The sequence below is a fragment of the Flavobacterium sp. 245 genome (assembly GCF_004362055.1).
Lineage (GTDB): Bacteria > Bacteroidota > Bacteroidia > Flavobacteriales > Flavobacteriaceae > Flavobacterium.
In genome coordinates this window covers 145,822-165,697 of sequence record NZ_SNXB01000009.1, presented here as the reverse complement: position 1 = coordinate 165,697, position 19,876 = coordinate 145,822, and the positions used below count along the sequence as shown (strand labels likewise).

At 35.8% G+C, this 19,876-nt stretch carries 9 protein-coding genes; all 9 read left to right on the top strand.

All coding sequences use genetic code 11. The annotated features are described in order from the left end of the window. The coding region (locus EV145_RS22450) for a gliding motility-associated C-terminal domain-containing protein (RefSeq protein ID WP_166638477.1) at nt 1–5,010 on the top strand (5,010 nt) is incomplete at its 5' end. 51 nt (nt 5,011–5,061) lie between these two features. Beyond that, entirely contained in the window at nt 5,062–5,973 is a 912-nt protein-coding gene (locus tag EV145_RS17155; protein WP_133526420.1) for a type IX secretion system membrane protein PorP/SprF, read from the top strand. 12 nt (nt 5,974–5,985) lie between these two features. Further along, a complete protein-coding gene (locus EV145_RS17150) occupies nt 5,986–7,992 on the top strand; it encodes an OmpA family protein (protein WP_133526419.1) in 2,007 nt (668 codons plus the stop codon). A gap of 257 nt (nt 7,993–8,249) precedes the next feature. After that, nucleotides 8,250–8,675, top strand: a complete 426-nt coding sequence (locus tag EV145_RS17145; protein ID WP_133526418.1) for a CBS domain-containing protein — start codon at nt 8,250–8,252, stop codon at nt 8,673–8,675. 159 nt (nt 8,676–8,834) lie between these two features. Then, complete coding sequence (locus tag EV145_RS17140; protein WP_133526417.1) at nt 8,835–11,126, top strand: NADP-dependent malic enzyme; 2,292 nt, start codon at nt 8,835–8,837, stop codon at nt 11,124–11,126. A gap of 67 nt (nt 11,127–11,193) precedes the next feature. Beyond that, nucleotides 11,194–11,775, top strand: a complete 582-nt coding sequence (ruvA, locus tag EV145_RS17135) for a Holliday junction branch migration protein RuvA (RefSeq protein WP_115889395.1) — start codon at nt 11,194–11,196, stop codon at nt 11,773–11,775. Between the two features lie 23 nt (nt 11,776–11,798). Continuing rightward, entirely contained in the window at nt 11,799–19,016 is a 7,218-nt protein-coding gene (gene sprA / locus EV145_RS17130; RefSeq protein ID WP_133526416.1) for a cell surface protein SprA, read from the top strand. 85 nt (nt 19,017–19,101) lie between these two features. After that, nucleotides 19,102–19,482, top strand: coding sequence for a glycine cleavage system protein GcvH (gene gcvH / locus EV145_RS17125; protein WP_035651485.1), 381 nt, complete (start codon nt 19,102–19,104; stop codon nt 19,480–19,482). Then, a complete protein-coding gene (locus EV145_RS17120) occupies nt 19,475–19,867 on the top strand; it encodes a VanZ family protein (protein WP_133526415.1) in 393 nt (130 codons plus the stop codon). The genes gcvH and EV145_RS17120 overlap by 8 nt, the downstream gene beginning before the upstream one ends. Nucleotides 19,868–19,876: the final 9 nt, after the last annotated feature.

The following is a 19,876-nucleotide window of genomic DNA, read 5'->3' as shown; positions in this document are numbered from 1 at the left end:
AACTCGACAGACTATACAGCAACAGGAACTTATCCAATACTGAACAACGGATGCACGGCGGATCAGGAGCTTCAGCTGACGGTTACTCCGAAGCCTGTAAAAATCATCACCACGACGACTATCTGCTCAGGGGAGACCTATACGTGGAGTGCAAACTCAGTTGATTATACAGCAACAGGAACCTATCCTATCGCAAACAACGGATGCACGGCGGACCAGGAGCTTCAGCTGACGGTTACTCCGAAGCCTTCAAAAATCATCACCACGGCAACTATCTGCTCAGGGGAAACCTATACATGGAGTGCAAACTCGACAGACTATACAGCAACAGGAACTTATCCAATACTGAACAACGGATGCACGGCGGATCAGGAGCTTCAGCTGACGGTTACTCCGAAGCCTGCAAAAATCATCACTACGGCGACCATCTGCTCAGGGGAGACCTATACATGGAGTGCTAACTCAGTTGATTATACAGCAACAGGAACTTATCCTATCGCAAACAACGGATGCACGGCGGACCAGGAACTGCAGTTGACGGTTACTCCGAAGCCTTCAAAAATCATCACTACGGCGACGATCTGCTCTGGGGAGACCTATACATGGAGTGCAAACGCGACAGACTATACAGCAGGGGGAACTTATCCGATAACAAACAACGGCTGTACGGCAGACCAGGAACTGCAGTTGACAGTAACCCCTAAGCCTTCAAAAGTAATCACCACAGCAACAATCTGCTCTGGGGAGACTTATACATGGAGTGCAAACGCGACAGACTATACAGCAGGGGGAACTTATCCGATAGCAAACAACGGCTGTACGGCAGACCAGGAGCTTCAGCTGACGGTGACTCCGAAGCCTTCAAAAATCATCACCACAGCGACCATCTGCTCTGGGGAGACTTATACATGGAGTGCAAACGCGACAGACTATACAGCAGGGGGAACTTATCCGATAGCAAACAACGGCTGTACGGCAGACCAGGAACTGCAGTTGACAGTAACCAATGTTACAAGTCCAATAATTGGTTTAATAACGCATCCAACTTGTTTGTCATCAACTGCTAGTGTTGAATTAAGCGGTTTACCAGCAGGATCATGGATTATTAATCCTGGAAATATATCTGGAAATACTGCTACAACTACGATCACTGGTTTGATAGCTGGTAATACTTATAATTATACGGTTACAGACTCTTTTGGGTGTCAATCGGCAGTTTCTGCAAACGTAACAGTTTCAAATTATATTTGTGCAGAAGACGATACTCCATCGACAATAAATGGAGCGGCAGGTGGAACTATTTCAACCGTTTTTGCAAATGATAAAATAAATAGAAATTCATTTTTACCAACTGATATTACTATTTCAACTAGTTCACTTCCAACAGGCATAGTTTTTAATACTGATGGAACAATTACAGTTGCTCCTAACACGCTTGCTGGAACACATTTAATTACTTATACTATTTGTATGTCTGCAAACTCAAGTGTTTGTGATTCTGCAACATTAGAGATAATAATTGAGAGACCGGTAATCGACGCGGTATCTGAAACCACAGCATCAATCAACAGCAACATCGGAGGTACGACAATATCTCTGACAGCCAATGATACGCTGAACGGAACACCAGTTACAGTCGGAACAGGCGCAGGCCAGGTTGGTTTTACGCTTGTGAGCACGCTTCCTTCAGGTCTTACGCTTAATGCAGACAAAACCATCACGGTGGCTCCGGGTACAGCTTCAGGAAACTACGAAGTGGAATACACGATCTGTGACAATGACCATGCCTTGAACTGCGATACAGTGAAGAGTTATGTTCAGGTGAATGGCGATGTACTTGTTGCGAATGCAGACAATCCTGCTTCAGTGACAGCATCAAATCAGCCACAGACAATCATCACAGTTGTGGACAATGACACTAGAAATGGACAGCCGTTGACAGCTTCAGAAGTAAAAATAACTACGACAGTTCCGAATGCTTCAGGATATTTAACTCTTGATCCGTCAACAGGAATTGTGTCCCTTGGCGCGAATGCACCGGCGGGAATTTATACTTTGACATATTCGATCTGCGATAAGACCAATACATCAAACTGCTCGACAGCGAGTGTAAGCTTAACGGTAAATGCTCCGATAGTGATTCCTGTAATCGACGCGGTAACTGAAACCACAGCATCAATCAACAGCAATATCGGAGGTACGACAATATCTCTGACAGCCAATGATACCCTTAACGGAACACCGGTTACAGTAGGCACAGGCGCAGGACAGGTCGGCTTTACGCTTGTAAGCACACTTCCTGCAGGGCTTACGCTTAATGCAGATAAAACCATTACGGTAGCTCCGGGTACAGCTTCAGGAAACTACGAGTTGGAATATACAATCTGTGACAATGACCATGCTTTTAACTGTGATACGGTTAAAAGTTATGTTCAGGTTACGGGAGATGTACTGGTTGCTAATGCAGACAATCCTGCTTCAGTGACAGTATCAAATCAACCCCAGACAATTATTACAGTTGTGGACAATGACACTAGAAATGGACAGCCATTGACAGCTTCAGAAGTAAAAATAACTACGACAGTTCCGGATGCTTCAGGATATTTAACTCTTGATCCGTCAACAGGAATTGTGACGCTTGGCGCGAATGCACCAGCGGGAACTTATACTTTGACGTATTCGATCTGCGATAAGACCAATGCATCAAACTGCTCGACAGCTACAGTAAGCTTGACAGTAAATGCTTCGGTTGTAATTCCGGTAATCGACGCGGTAACTGAAACCACAGCATCAATCAACAGCAACATCGGAGGTACGACAATATCTCTGACAGCCAATGATATGCTTAACGGAACATTGGTTACAGTCGGAACAGGCGCAGGCCAGGTTGGCTTTACGCTTGTAAGCACACTTCCTGCAGGGCTTACGCTTAATGCAGATAAAACTATCACGGTAGCTCCGGGTACAGCTTCAGGAAACTACGAAGTGGAATACACGATCTGTGACAATGACCATGCTTTGAACTGTGATACAGTGAAGAGTTATGTTCACGTGACTGGCGATTTATTGGTTTTGAAAGATGATTTAGCAGGCCCAATTGCAGGAGTTAATCATGCGGTAACTGTTATTAATGTTTTAGGAAATGATACTAAAAATGGACTACCGATTGCAGTTTCTGATATAAATCTTTCAGTAACTATTGCAGATCCATCAGGATATTTAACATTAAATCCAGACGGAACAATAGTACTAAAAGAAAATGCTCCAGCAGGAACTTATGATCTTACTTATCAAGTATGTGAATTAAATACAACAAATTGTGCAACTGCAAATGTTAAAGTTACCGTTGTTCCTCCAACAATGACAATAACCGCAAATAGTTATTGCTCTAATGATGTTCCATATGTATCCTACAATGTAACACCAGATAATTTTACAACAAATAATTTATTGACTGTAAAATGGATTGACAGTGCAAACAATGTTGTAGCGACTCAAACTAATTTGCCATTGAGTGGAAGTATTTTATGGCCGGGAGCAATTGTCGACAGCAACGGAATTGGAGTTGACTGGCCAGGATGGTTATTGACAAATGGTCAATGGATAGAAGGTGCAGATGGATTTGAAAAAACCAGAACTGGTGTTACAATAGAATTTTCATTAAATCCTACTGTAAGTATTTCAGTAAGTTATCCTCCAGCAACACCACAGTGTAACGCAAGACCAACATTTGAAATCAAAGCAAATAATGACAGTGCGGGACCAATCGATGCTAAAAAAGGTATAAGTACTGCATTAAATATATTTAGTAACGACCGATTAAATGGAACTGCAGTAAACCAAACAGCAGTTGTTCTAAGTACTGTAGTTGCAAATCCTAATTTGATTTTAAATGCAGATGGTTCTGTTGATGTTAAATCAGGAACACCATCAGGGACTTATCAATTGACTTACCAAATTTGTGAAGCTTCAAATTCATCAAATTGCAGTCAGGCAGTTGTAAATGTTACCGTTGTTAATTCAGATGATCCAGCACCAGCACCACAGATTATTACAAAAGATGATCTTCAGGTAAATGTTGACGGAATTAATGGGCAGCTTGAGTTTATTAATATTTTAGATAATGACTTATTGAACGGCGTATCAATTGATCCGGCAAATGTTGTCATTTCTAATATTCCAAAAAGCCCGTATTTTGAATTTAATGCAGACGGAACAGTAAATGTAAAACCAAATACGCCGGGAGGAAGTTATGCTGTAGTATATCAAATCTGTGAAAAAGCTAATGCAACAAATTGCGCTTCGGCTACATTAAATGTTTTTGTTGAAGTTCCAAATATTGCCATTATTAAAACAGCAGTGTTTAATGATGAAAACGGAAATGGATTCGCAAACGCGGGTGAAACAATCACCTATAAATTTAAAGTTACCAATACCGGAAATGTTCCGTTGACAAAAATAGTAGTTAAAGATCCTTTACCTGGAGTTGTAGTTTCAGGTTCAGCAATTGATCTGGCAGTAGGCGAGGCTAATGAGAATAATTTTACAGCACAGTATAAAATAACGCAAAGCGATATTATTCTTGGAACTGTTAGCAATCAGGCAACTGCATTTGGTTTTAGCGCTAGAGGAGTTGATGTCGAAGACAAATCAGATGATGCTAGCAATACGGGAGATAATCCAACGGTATTGAGTCTTAACGGTTGTCAGATAAAAGTCTTGAATGCTTTTTCTCCAAATGGTGATTCAAAAAATGCAAGATTCTATATCCAAGGAATAGAATGTTATCCTGATAATACAGTTGAAATTTATAATCGTTGGGGTGTATTGGTATTTGATACCGATCATTATAATAATCAAGACCGAGTTTTTGTTGGAGTTTCGGCAGGACGAGCGACTGTAAAAGAATCAGATGGATTGCCGGTTGGAACCTATTTTTATGTCTTGAAATATAAAGATGGCGATTCAAATCCGCATGAGCAGTCAGGTTACTTGTATCTAAATAAATAAAAAATGATGAACGGCTTGACTTTTAGCCAAGCCGTTTTAAAAGCTTAATAAATGAAAAAGTTAATTTTAATTTTCATGTTTTTTTCAGTTGTGTGTTCCGCTCAGCAAGATGCGCAGTATACACAATACATGTATAATACAATCTCCGTGAATCCGGCATATGCAGGTTCGCGAGGTGTACTGAACGTTTTTGGACTGTATCGTACACAATGGATTGGACTTGACGGTGCGCCAGAAACAAGTACTTTTTCAGTAAATACTCCTTTAGATAATACTAAATTAGGATTAGGTGTTTCTTTGGTCAATGATAAAATTGGACCAACTGTTGAAAATACATTGTCAGCTGATTTGTCTTATAGTATCCCAACTTCTGATTCGTTTAAACTTTCTTTTGGGATAAAAGCTACAGCCAATTTATTTAATCTTGATGTAACCAAACTAAGTTTTGAAGATCAAGGAGATGAGCAGTTTCAGGATTTAGATAATAAATTCACGCCAAATATAGGAGCTGGTGTTTACTGGCATTCTGATCGGGCTTATTTAGGATTTTCGGTTCCTAATTTTATTGAAACAAATCGGTATGATGATAACAATACGGCCATTTTCAAAGAAAAAATTAATTACTATTTAATGGCGGGTTATGTATTCAATTTGGACAAATTAGAATATATCAGATTTAAACCGGCAATATTGACTAAAATGGTTCAGGGCGCTCCTTTACAAGTTGATGTTTCGGGTAATTTTATGTTTTATGATAGATTTGTTGTGGGGCTTGCTTATCGCTGGAGCGCATCAGTAAGTGCAATGGCTGGATTTCAAGTTTCAAAAGGCCTGTATGTTGGTTATGGATACGATCATGAAACAACCGATTTAAGACGATATAACTCAGGATCTCATGAAATTTTCCTTCGTTTCGAGTTTTTCAATAGTTTTAACAAAATGATCTCTCCACGATTCTTCTAATTAATGCCTGCTATGAGAATTAAAATTTTAAGCTTTTCTGTTTTGTTTGTGTGCTTTTTCTTCAAAATAAATGCGCAGACAGCAAACAATACAAGTTCCGCAGATAAAAAGTATGATGACTATGCGTACGCCGATGCAATAAAAGCATACGAAAGTCTTCTAGAAAAAGGTACTAAAGATGAAAAAATAGTGCAAAGGCTTGCCAATTCGTATTATTTTATTGGTGAATTGCCGTCTGCTCTTCAATGGTATAAAGAGTTGTTTGCAATGAGTGAAGATCAGGAGCCAGAATATTTGTACCGATATGCACAGTGTTTAAAAGCTTCAGGAAATTATCGCAAGGCCGATGAAGTTTTAGAGAAATTCAATTTAAAAGCAGGTTCAGAAAAAAGAGCTTCACTGATTAGAGAGGATAAAAATTATTTGGAGCAGATAAAATTGAATTCAGGACGATATGAAATTGCCGATGCTGGAATAAATTCACCTTACTCGGATTATGGGAGCGTTATTTATTATAAAAAAATTGTTTTTACTTCGGCCAGAGATACGGGCGGAATTACAAAAACGAGTTTTAAATGGACAAACAAATCTTTTTCTAAATTATATATTGCTGATTTAATGCCAGACGGAAGTGTTGGCAAGCCAAAATTATTTCATAAAAGCCAAAAATCAAGATTCAACGAGTCAACTCCTGTCTTTACTAAAGATGGTCGAACAATGTATTTTACGAGAAATAATTTTACCGACGGAAAGAGAGGAAGTAACGATAAACAAGTAACACTTTTAAAACTATATAAATCAGAGTATGTTAACGATACTTGGGAAGAAGCCAAAGAACTTCCTTTTAATAGTGACCAATACAGTACTGCGCATCCTACATTGAGCATTGATGAAAAAGTCTTGTACTTTGCATCAGATATGCCGGGAACTTTAGGACAGTCAGATTTATTTAAAGTTGCTATAAATGAGGATGGAAGTTTTGGACAGCCTCAAAACTTAGGTCCAGTAATTAATACAGAAGGAAGAGAAACTTTTCCGTTTATTTCAGGAGAAAATGAACTTTATTTTACTTCTGATGGACGTCCAGGATTAGGCGGACTGGATATTTTTGTTACGAAAATTAATCCTGACGGTACAATTGAGGATGATGTGCAGAATGTCGGAGAACCTGTAAACGGTAAACAAGATGATTTTGCATTTATAATCGACAGTAAAAACAGAAACGGATTTTTTTCTTCCAATAGAGAAAACGGCCAAGGTTTAGATGATGTTTATCGTTTTACAGAAACGAAAAGACTAGTTTGCGAGCAAGATTTAATGGGAACAGTTTCTGATGCTGAATCAAATGAAGTTTTATCTAATGTAAGTTTGGCTTTATTTGATGAAAATCGTAATCCAATTTCAACAATAGCAACAGATGAAAAAGGGAATTATATTTTTCCAAAAATAAAATGCGGTAAAAAATATTCAATTCGAGCTTCAAAAAGTGATTATGGAATAAAAGATATTTCGATAGCAATTAAAAAAGCAAATGGTAAAACAATCTTGGATTTTACGATGCAAAAAATGTTCAAACCGCTAGCAACAAAAGCTATCGAAATCAAAAAAACAACCGTAAAACCGGTTAAACTCGGACCAATAAAAATTGGAACCGATTTGGCTAAATTGCTTCATATTCCAATGAACTTTTTTGATTTAGGAAAAGCAACTATCAAAAAAACATCTGAGCCTGATTTGCAAAAAGTTGTTGATATTTTAAATCAGTATCCAAACATAAAATTAGATATACGTTCGCATACAGACAGCCGTTCATCTGCAGAAAGCAATCAAATTTTATCAGATAAAAGAGCACAGTCAACTAAAGATTGGCTAATTAGCAAAGGAATTGATGCTAACCGGTTATCAGCAAAAGGTTACGGTGAAACAAAATTAATAAATAGATGTGCTGACGGAGTAAAATGTACCGAAAAAGAACATCAACAAAACAGACGAAGTGAATTTATTATCGTTGGTTTGTAAAAATGAACATAAAAAAAGAAGCTCTTTTCTAGTTATGAAAAGAGCTTCTTTTTTTATGTAAAAACCAAAAGCGTTAAAAAACCAAATTTTTCACAAAAAAACTCTTTAATTGATTTCATTCTTTATTGAATAATTTTGAAAAATTGAAATGTGCTGTATTTTATTTAAAATGAATGAATTAGCTTTTTAAAAAGCAAATTTTAATAACAAGTTTTGTCATTTTTTATTTAACTTTATAAAACTAAATTTTTTCAGATATGACTGTAAATCAAATACTAAACGCAAAAGGAAGAAATGTTTTTTCAGTACTTTCAACAACAACAGTTTATGAAGCATTGAAAGTAATGGGTGAAAAAAACATAGGGGCTATCCTTGTAATTGATGGAACCGATCTTAAAGGAATATTGTCTGAAAGAGATTATGCCCGAAAAATTGTTTTAAAAGATAAATCATCCAAAGAAACATTTGTGCATGAAATTATGGAAAGTAATGTTTTCTCGGTAAATCTTTCAAACAATATTGAAGATTGTATGGAGCTGATGAGTACTAAAAGAATCAGACATTTGCCTGTTTTAGAAGATGGAATTGTTGTAGGGATTATTTCAATCAGCGATGTTGTAAAGGCAATTATCGAAATTCAAAAAGACACAATAAATCATCTAAATTCCTATATTTCCCAATAAAGAAAACCTGAAAAATATATTTTTAAAAATAGTCCTGATTTTGATGGACTATTTTTTTTTGACTATGTAAATTGTTATTTTAACAAAAGAAAGCACTAAAAACGCCCCATTTTAAACTAAGACTTATATCTTTGTAAGCTAGAATAAAAGCTAAAAATAATGAACAAAGAGAGTAAAAGAAGAGAAGCGCTACTGTATCACTCAGAGCCGACTCCAGGAAAAATTCAGGTAGTTCCAACAAAAAAATACGCAACCCAGAGAGACTTATCACTGGCTTATTCGCCGGGAGTTGCAGAGCCATGTTTAGATATTGCAGCAAACGTTGAAGACGTTTATAAATACACAGCAAAAGGAAATTTAGTAGCTGTAATTTCAAATGGTACAGCAGTTTTAGGGCTTGGAGACATTGGTCCCGAAGCATCAAAACCTGTAATGGAAGGAAAAGGTTTGTTATTCAAAATATTCTCTGATATTGATGTTTTTGATATCGAAGTCGATACAAAAAATGTAGAAGAATTTATCCAGACTGTAAAAAATATTGCTCCAACTTTTGGAGGTATTAATCTTGAAGATATTAAAGCGCCAGAATCTTTCGAAATTGAGAGAAGATTGGTTGAAGAATTAGATATTCCGGTAATGCATGATGACCAGCACGGTACGGCAATTATCTCGTCAGCAGCATTAATAAATGCATTAGAGTTAGCAGGAAAAAAAGCGGAAGATGTAAAAGTGGTAGTTTCTGGTGCAGGTTCGGCTGCAATAGCATGTACTGATTTATATGTTTTGTTAGGTGTGAAAGTTGTGAATATCCTAATGTATAATAGTAAAGGCCTTTTAACAAAAGACAACCCTTCACTATCAGAATTACAATTAAAATATGCTATTGATGGTGCTAAAATCGAATTAGCCGAAGCAGTAAAAGGTGCCGATGTTTTCATCGGACTATCTTCGGGAGATATTCTGTCGCCAGAAATGTTATTGACAATGAATGATAACCCGATTGTTTTTGCAATGGCAAACCCAAATCCGGAGATCGATTATAACTTAGCTGTAGAAACTCGTAAAGATGTCATTATGGCTACAGGACGTTCTGATTTTCCTAATCAGGTTAATAACGTTCTAGGTTTTCCATATATTTTTAGAGGAGCGCTTGACGTTAGAGCTACAAAAATTAACGAGGCAATGAAAATGGCAGCTGTAAAAGCTTTAGCTATTTTGGCAAAAGAGCCAGTTCCAGAACAAGTTAACGTAGCTTATGGTGCAACAAAATTAGGTTTTGGTCAAGAATATATTATTCCTAAACCATTTGATCCACGATTGATTACCGTTGTAGCGCCAGCTGTTGCAAGAGCGGCAATGGAATCTGGGGTAGCAAAAAATCCTATTACTGACTGGGCAGCTTATGAAGACGTGCTTCGCGAACGTATGGGGAATGATAATAAAATGGTTCGATTAATTACAAACCGTGCAAAATTAAATCCTAAACGAATTGTTTTTGCCGAAGCTGATCATTTGAATGTTTTAAAAGCAGCACAAATTGTATATGAAGACGGTATTGGTTTCCCTATTTTATTAGGTAACAGAGAAATTATATTAGAATTAAAAGCAGAATTAGGTTTTGATGCTGATCTTGAAATCATTGATCCTAAAATAAACGAAGAAGAAGCAAGACGCAACAGATTTGCAAATTCATACTGGGAATCAAGAGAGCGCAGAGGTGTTTCATTGCTTGATGCTCAAAAATTCATGCGCGAAAGAAATTATTTTGCAGCCATGATGGTAAATGAAGGAGAGGCAGATGCTGTTGTTACTGGCCATTCAAGAAGTTATCCAAGTGTCGTAAAACCAATGCTTCAATTAATTGAAAAAGCACCGGGAGCTTCACTTGTTGCAACTGCAAATATGATGCTTACAACACGCGGACCAATGTTTTTGTCAGATACTGCGATCAATATTAATCCGTCTGCTCAAGATTTAATTAATATTGCATTGATGACTGCTAAAACTGCAAAAATGTTTGGTGTTGAGCCGGTTATTGCTATGGTTTCCTATTCAAACTTTGGTTCATCAACACATCAAAATGCATCAAAAGTAAGGGAAGCTGTTGCCTATTTGCATAAAAATCATCCGGAATTAATTATTGATGGAGAAATTCAGGCAGATTTCGCTTTAAATTCAGAAATGCTTAAAGAAAAATTTCCTTTCTCTAAATTAGCAGGCAAAAAGGTAAATACACTTGTTTTCCCAAATTTAGAGTCAGCAAACATTACTTATAAGTTGTTAAAAGAATTAAACAAAGCAGGTTCAATTGGTCCAATCATGATGGGATTAGGCAAACCTGTGCATATTTTTCAATTAGGAGCAAGCGTAGAAGAAATGGTCAATATGGCTGCAATTGCAGTTATTGATGCTCAGGAAAAAGAAATTAAAAAAAATAAATTAGTACAATAGCCCTTATAGTAAACAGAAATCAATATTTTCTTATTTTTACTTATATTTGGTACTATAAATTATATTTATGATAGCACATTTGCAAGGGAAATTGGTTGAAAAAAATCCCACTGAAGTTGTAATTGATTGTGGCGGAGTGGGTTATCATGTGAATATATCTTTACATACCTTTTCGCTGATCCCTAATGCTGATTTTATAAAATTGTATACGCATCTTCAAATTAAAGAAGATGCGCATACTTTATTTGGTTTTGCTGAAAAATCAGAACGCGAAATATTCAGAATGTTATTATCTGTTTCTGGTATTGGCGCCAATATTGCAAGAACAATGTTGTCTTCAATTGAACCGAAACAAATTATAAATGCGATTGCGTCTGGAGATGTGGGAGTTATTCAGTCAATTAAAGGAATTGGCAGCAAAACAGCGCAAAGAGTTATACTTGATTTAAAGGAAAAAGTGTTAAAGTTGTACGATTTAGATGAAGTTTCGGTAGTTCAAAACAATACAAATAGAGATGAAGCGTTATCTGCTTTGGAAGTTTTAGGATTCGTTCGAAAAGCTTCTGAAAAAGTAGTCGAAAAGATTGTAAAAGAAGATCCGGAAGCTACAGCAGAAACCATCATAAAAAAAGCATTAAAAAGCTTGTAACTCAACTAACATAAACCAATTGTATGCGTAAAATTTGTATTTTTTTACTGGTTTTATTTTGCGGTAATGTTTTGCAATCGCAAGTAAATCCGGCAGTTCAAGATACAACAAAAACTCAATTTTCTGTAGGGAAAGTAGAGTTGAAAGATCCGCCAAGCATACTTTCTGCATACAAATACGATCCAATTTCAGATCGCTATATTTATTCGAATTCAGTTGACGGTTTTCCTGTCAATTACCCGATTATTTTAACGCCTAAAGAGTATGAAGATTTAGTTCTGAAAGAATCTCGCCGAGAATATTTCAGAAAAAAAGCGGATGCAATTGACGGTAAGAAAGCTGGAAGCGAAGCCGCTAAAAAGAATTTACTGCCAAGATATTATGTTAATTCAAGTTTTTTTGAAAGCATTTTTGGAAGTAATACAATTGACGTAAAACCAACAGGTTCAGTTGAAATGGACTTAGGGATACGCTACACTAAACAAGACAATCCTTCATTTTCGCCAAGAAACAGATCGAGTCTCACATTCGATTTTGATCAGCGTATCAGTATGAGTTTAATGGGGAAAGTGGGAACAAGATTAGAAGTAAATGCTAATTATGATACACAGTCAACATTTGCTTTCCAGAATCTATTTAAACTTGCTTATACTCCTTCAGAAGATGATATTATCCAGAAAGTCGAAGTAGGTAATGTGAGTATGCCTTTAAATAGCACGTTAATACGTGGTGCTCAGAGTTTATTTGGTGTAAAAACACAATTACAATTTGGAAAAACGACTGTTACAGGAGTTTTCTCTGAACAAAAATCACAAACAAAGAGTGTTGTAGCCGAAGGTGGTGGTACAGTTCAAAATTTTGATTTGTATGCCTTAGATTATGATAATGACAGACACTTTTTCTTATCACAATATTTTAGAGATAAGTATGATGCTTCTTTAAAAAGTTATCCAGTAATCAACAGTCGTATTCAAATAACTCGAATAGAGGTCTGGGTTACCAATAAACAAAATCGAGTAAGTACAACCAATAATAATCTTCGTAATGTTATCGCGCTTCAGGATTTAGGTGAAGGGCCCCTAAGTAACGTTCCTGATAACCAAGTAGTTGTTATTAGTCCTACAACAGGATTTTTTAACCCTTCTACACTTATTGATTCGCCTTCTGATAATGAAAATAACGCTTATAATCCTGATGCGATTGGTCAGCCGGGATCGTTTTTAAATTCAAATATTCGAGAAATCGTTACGGCAAAATCTGGTTTTAATAATACAAATGTTAATGAAGGAACGGATTACTCGATATTAGAGAATGCTCGTAAATTGACAATTAATGAATTTACTTTCAATCCACAGTTAGGATATATATCGTTGCAACAACGTCTGGCAAATGATGAGATTTTAGCTGTTGCCTACGAATATACAGAAGGAGGAAAGATCTATCAGGTTGGAGAATTTGGAAGCGATGGAGTTGATGCAACTGTTGTTACAGGAAATAATAACTCTAATCAAGCAATTATTACGCAAAGTTTGATTTTGAAAATGCTTAAGAGCAATTTGACAAACGTGCAGAATCCGGTTTGGAATCTGATGATGAAAAACGTTTACCAAATTCCACAAGCCTATCAAATAAAACAAGATGATTTTAGAATGAATATCTTATATACAGATCCTTCACCTATAAATTATATTACCCCGGTTACGGGCTCTTCTTTCCCCTCAAACCCAACAGCTGACAATAAAGTTGATCAGACACCTTTATTGAATGTGTTTAATTTAGACAGATTAAATTACAATAACGACCCACAAACAGGTGGTGATGGTTTCTTTGATTATCTTCCTGGTATTACAGTAGATGTTCAAAACGGACGAATTATTTTTACAACGAAAGAGCCTTTTGGAGAATTAATATTTAAAAAATTACAAAATTCAGGTTCTGCCGAAAATTATAATGATCCAAGCACTTATAACGCAAACCAGCAAAAATATGTCTTTAGAAACATGTACCGAAATACACAATCTGGAGCTTTACAGGATAGTGATAAAAATAAATTCTTATTAAGAGGAAAATATAAATCATCTGGAAATAACGGTATTCCAATTGGAGCTTTCAACGTGCCTCAAGGTTCTGTTGTTGTTATGGCTGCTGGACGAAGATTAGTTGAGGGTATTGATTATAGTGTCGATTATCAATTAGGAAGAGTTCAAATTTTAGATCCGTCACTTCAAGCCTCAAATACGCCTATAGAGGTTTCATTGGAGAATAATTCTATTTTCGGACAACAAACCCGAAGATTTATAGGATTCAATGTAGAACATAAAATTTCAGAGAAATTTGTTGTTGGCGGTACTTATTTGAAAATGACTGAAAAGCCATTTACTCAAAAATCAAGTTACGGTCAAGAATCAGTAAATAATACTATTTTTGGATTTAATGGTAATTATGCGACTGAAGTTCCGTTTTTTACAAGATTAGTAAACAAACTTCCAAATATTGATACAGATGTTCCGTCAAATCTTTCTGTTCGAGGTGAAATTGCTTTTCTAAAACCTGACGCTCCTAAAGCCAGTGATTTTGAAGGCGAAGCAACTATTTATGTAGATGATTTTGAAGGTTCTCAATCAACTATTGATATGAGGTCTGCTTATGCATGGAGTCTTGCTTCAACTCCATTTATAAATTCAATAAATGACAATACATTTAATGCAAATTCAAGTACATTAGAATATGGTTATAAACGTGCAAAATTAGCTTGGTACACCATTGACCCTGTTTTTTACTCATCAAAACCATCTGGTATTTCAAATGATGATTTGTCATTAAATACAACTCGAAGAATTTATAGTAGAGAGTTGTATCCAAATACTGATATTGCCCAAGGTCAGATTCAGGTAATCAATACGCTTGATTTAACCTATTTTCCTTCAGACAGAGGGGCTTATAATAATAATCCAAATTTTGGTTCGAGTGTGGCTTCTTCAAATTTTGGAGGAATTATGCGTTCGCTAAATTCTACCAATTTTGAACAGGGAAATGTCGAATATATCCAGTTTTGGGTATTGGATCCATATGTTGGAAATGGCGAAGCTCCAGCAAACAATACAGGGAAAATATATTTCAATTTAGGTGAAATTTCCGAAGATGTTTTAAAAGATGGAAGAAAGCAATACGAAAATGGTTTAGGTCCAGATCAGGTAATGGTAAACCCACAACCGATTTGGGGAGATGTGCCGGCATCACAATCTTTAATTTATGCATTTGATACTAACGCAGACAATCGAAAAAATCAAGACGTTGGTTTAGATGGTTTGCCAGATGCTAAAGAAAGTGCAGTTTATACTAATTATGCAGGCGAAGAAGATCCTGCCGCAGATAACTATAAATATTATTTAAATGTTGATGGAGGAGTTCTGGATCGATATAAAAGATACAATGGTGTCGAAGGAAACTCTGCTGTAAGTATTGATGATCCTAATCGTGGTTCAACAACACTTCCAGATGTAGAAGATATTAATCGTGATAATACTATGAGTACGATTAATGCTTACTATGAATACAGTGTTGATTTGAAACCGGGAATGCAGGTAGGACAAAATTATATTACAGATATTCGTGAGGTTACTAATGTAGAATTACCAAACGGCGGGACTACAAATGCAAGATGGATTCAATTTAAAATTCCGGTAGCAAAACCTCAAAATACAATTGGAAACATATCTGATTTTAGATCTATACGTTTCATGCGTATGTTTATGACTGGTTTTAATGATCAAATGACGGTTCGTTTTGGAGCTTTAGATTTAGTTCGAGGCGAATGGAGAAGATACACCGGTACGCTTGATGCAAACGATCCAAATCCTGATGACGATGGGGTTCAGTTTGATGTTGCTGCAGTTAATATTCAGGAAAATAGTACGAAGTGTCCGGTAAATTATGTTATTCCGCCGGGCGTTCAAAGAGAACAATTGTATAATAATAATACTATTATCAATCAAAATGAGCAGGCATTAGCGGTTCGAATAGGAGGAACAGGGTTGCAGTATCAGGATTCAAGAGCAGTTTTCAAGAATGTAAGTGTTGATATGCGTCAATATAAAAAACTGAAAATGTTTTTGCATGCTGAGTCACTTCCAAATGAAACAAATTTATTAGACGAGGAAATGGTTGGTTTTATTCGTTTCGGTAACGATTTTACGCAAAACTATTACCAAGTCGAAATTCCATTAAAAGTTACGCAAACGGGAGGATCTTGTACAATAGCTCCAGACTTGGTTTGGATGGAAGAAAATAATATCGACTTGGCACTTGAATTATTAACCAGTATGAAAATCAAAGCCATGCCTTTAGATATTAATTCTCCTAAAAGAGATATTAATGGGGTATATTATCCTGATGATGATCCTGATTTGATTGCGAGTGGAGGTGATGGTGATAGTAAATTGAAGCTTGGTATTAAAGGAAATCCAAATTTTGGTTTGGTTCGAAATTTAATGGTTGGTGTAAAAAACAGGGCAGATCATAAAGATATAAAAGGGGAAGTGTGGTTCAATGAACTTCGTATGTCAGATTTAGATAATAAAGGCGGAATGGCGGCATTATTAAATGTTGATACCAACATGGCCGATTTTGCGACTATGTCTGCTACTGGTAGAAAAAGCACAATCGGTTTTGGATCGCTTGAACAGGGCGCAAATGAAAGAGATCGTGAAGATATTCAGCAATATAATATTGTTACAAATTTGAATTTAGGAAAATTACTGCCTCACAAATGGGGAATTAATTTGCCTTTCAATTATGCTATTGGCGAGGAAGTTATTACGCCAGAATATGATCCTTTTAATCAGGATATAAAATTAGATCAGCTGATTAAAGAAACGACTGATCCAGCAGAGAAAGATAATATCAGAACAAGAGCTGTAGACTATACAAAGCGTAAGAGTATTAATTTTATTGGGGTTAGAAAAGACAGAGCTCCAGAGCAGAAACCTCATGTTTATGATATTGAAAATTTCACATTTTCACAATCATACAATCAAGTGGCGCGTCATGATTATGAAGTAGAAGATTATAGAGATGAACAGTCCAATTCTGCGGTAAATTATGCTTATACTTTTCAGCCAAAAGAAGTGGTGCCTTTCAAACAGACCAAATTCATGAAGAAAAGTGATTATTGGAAGATGTTGAGTGATTTTAACTTTAATTACCTTCCTTCGAATGTTACTTTCAATACAAATATTTTAAGACAAAGCAATCGTCAGCAGTATCGACTTGTTGAGGTTGAAGGAATTGGCCTTGATCCGCTTTACAGACGAAATTTTGCTTTCAATTATCAATACGGTTTTGGCTTTAAAGTGACCAAATCTTTAAATTTGAATTATACTGCGGCGTCAAATAATATTGTGAAAAATTATTTGAATGCTGACAATACACCAAAAGAAGATTTTAATATTTGGGATGATTATTTTGATTTGGGAATTCCAAATCAGCATATACAGCAATTAAAATTGGATTATGATATTCCAATCAATAAAATTCCAGTTTTAAGCTTTGTAAAGGCTCAGTATACCTATACTGCAGATTATAGCTGGCAACGTTCTTCTACGGCTATGTCTCAATTTACTGCTGATGACGGTATTACATATAATTTAGGAAATACTATTCAAAATGCAAATTCAAATACGTTGTCCTCAACTTTGGATATGAATAAGCTGTACAAGTATTTAGGTTTGACGCCTGGAGCAAAAACAGCAGCAAAACCTAAACCGACAGCACCGCCAAAACCAGGAGAAAAAATTGTAAATACGACAGCAAAACCAGTGGTTAATAATAGTCCATTTTATGACGGTTTAATTGGTGTTTTGACAAGTTTGAAAAATGTTCAGGTTAATTTTACGAAAAACAGCGGGACAGTTTTGCCTGGATATACACCAAGCGTAGGTTTCTTTGGAACAGCAAAACCATCTTTAGGATTTATTTTTGGAAGTCAGGATGATGTTCGTTTTGAAGCTGCAAAAAATGGCTGGTTAACGAATTATGATAATTTCAATCAAAACTTTACACAGGTTACAAACAAGATTTTAAAAGTAACTGCAAATATTGATTTGTTTCCAGATCTGAAAATTGATTTGGCAATGGATCGCGCTTATTCTCGAAATTCATCTGAACAATATAGTGTTGTAGATGGTGAGTATATTCCGTTATCTCCTTACACTTATGGAATGTTTTCGATCTCAACTGTATTGATTAAAACATCTTTTGCGACCAGTAATGAAACTGAATCGGCAGCATTTGATGATTTTAGAAGTAATCGTTTGGTTATTGCAAATCGATTGGCCGAGGATCACTATGGAGCTGGTGCGACTATACCAAGATATGGAGATGCAAATAACCCAATTCCTGCGCCGGGAGATGCAAATTATGCTGTTTATACTGCCAATGTAGGATATCCTATAGGTTTTACAAAAAGCAATCAGGCGGTTTTATTGCCATCATTTTTAGCAGCTTATTCCGGAGGAAATGCGTCAAGCAGTTCGACGGATATTTTTAAAAGTTTCCCAATTCCTAACTGGACCATAAAATACAATGGTTTAATGCGTTATAAATATTTTAAAGATAAATTTAAGCGTTTCTCATTGCAACACAATTACAGAGCATCTTACACGGTAAATCAGTATAGATCTAATTTTGATTACTACGAGAATCCAACGGGGCAAGATGTGAATACGAATTTTTACAATCAAACGGTAATGTCGAATGTGAATTTAGTGGAGCAGTTCAGTCCCCTGATTCGTGTCGATTTTGAGCTGAAAAGTTCTTTCCGTTTGCTGACTGAAATTAAGAGAGACCGAGCATTGTCGATGAGTTTTGATAACAACTTGCTCACAGAGGTGAAAGGTGTTGAATATGTTGTGGGAATGGGATATCGCTTTAAAGATGTTATTTTTTCATCACGTTTAGCAGATAGCCCAACAGGAATCATAAAAAGTGATATTAATATAAAAGCTGATTTTTCATATAGAAATAACCAGACATTAGTTCGTTATTTAGATTATGATAATAATCAACTTGCGGCAGGACAAAATATTTGGGCATTAAAATTAACTGCAGATTATGCATTCAGTAAAAATCTGACAGCTATATTTTATTATGATCATTCATTTTCAAAAGCAGTTATTTCAACTTCATTCCCGCTTACAAATATTAGATCAGGATTTACGCTCAGATATAATTTCGGAAATTAAATTTAGATTTCGGGACTAAATTTTATTAGAAGATTATTACATTTGTGACTTATTTATTAAATTATCAATTTTCAAACATACTATTATGAGCATACCAGCAAATTTAAAGTACACAAAGGATCACGAATGGGTTAGCATCGAAGGAGATGTTGCGACTGTAGGAATAACTCATTTTGCACAAAAAGAGTTAGGGGATATCGTGTATGTTGAGGTAGAAACTTTAGATCAGACATTAGATAAAGATGAAGTTTTTGGAACAGTTGAGGCTGTTAAAACAGTTTCGGATTTGTTTTTGCCTTTAACAGGAGAAATTATTGCTTTCAATGATAGTTTAGAAAGTGCTCCAGAAACTGTAAATTCTGATCCTTATGGAGCAGGATGGATGATCAAAATAAAAATCGCTGATGCATCAGAAATTGATTCATTATTGTCTGACGCAGCTTACAAACAACTTATCGGTGCCTAAACAACTTCTTTTAATTTGGGCAATTATCTGCTCAGGAGTTATTACTTATTTTTGTTTGACAAATTCAAGTAATATCCCAGCAATAGATTTTCCAAGCATAGATAAAATTGTTCATTTTTGTTTTCATTTCGGATTTACAATCTCGTGGATTTTGTTCTTCAAAAAAGAACTTAAAGGTCAGCATGCAAATGATTATAAAGCATATCTAATTTCGTTTATATTTTCCGTTTTTTTTGGAATTACAATCGAAATTATGCAAGGAGTCTTAACAACTACAAGACTTCCTGATGTAACAGATGTTTTAGCAAATACGATTGGTGCAACCGCCGGCGTCTTTTCTGCTATAGGATTTAGGAAACAGATCGACAAAATAATAGGAATATGATTACCCACT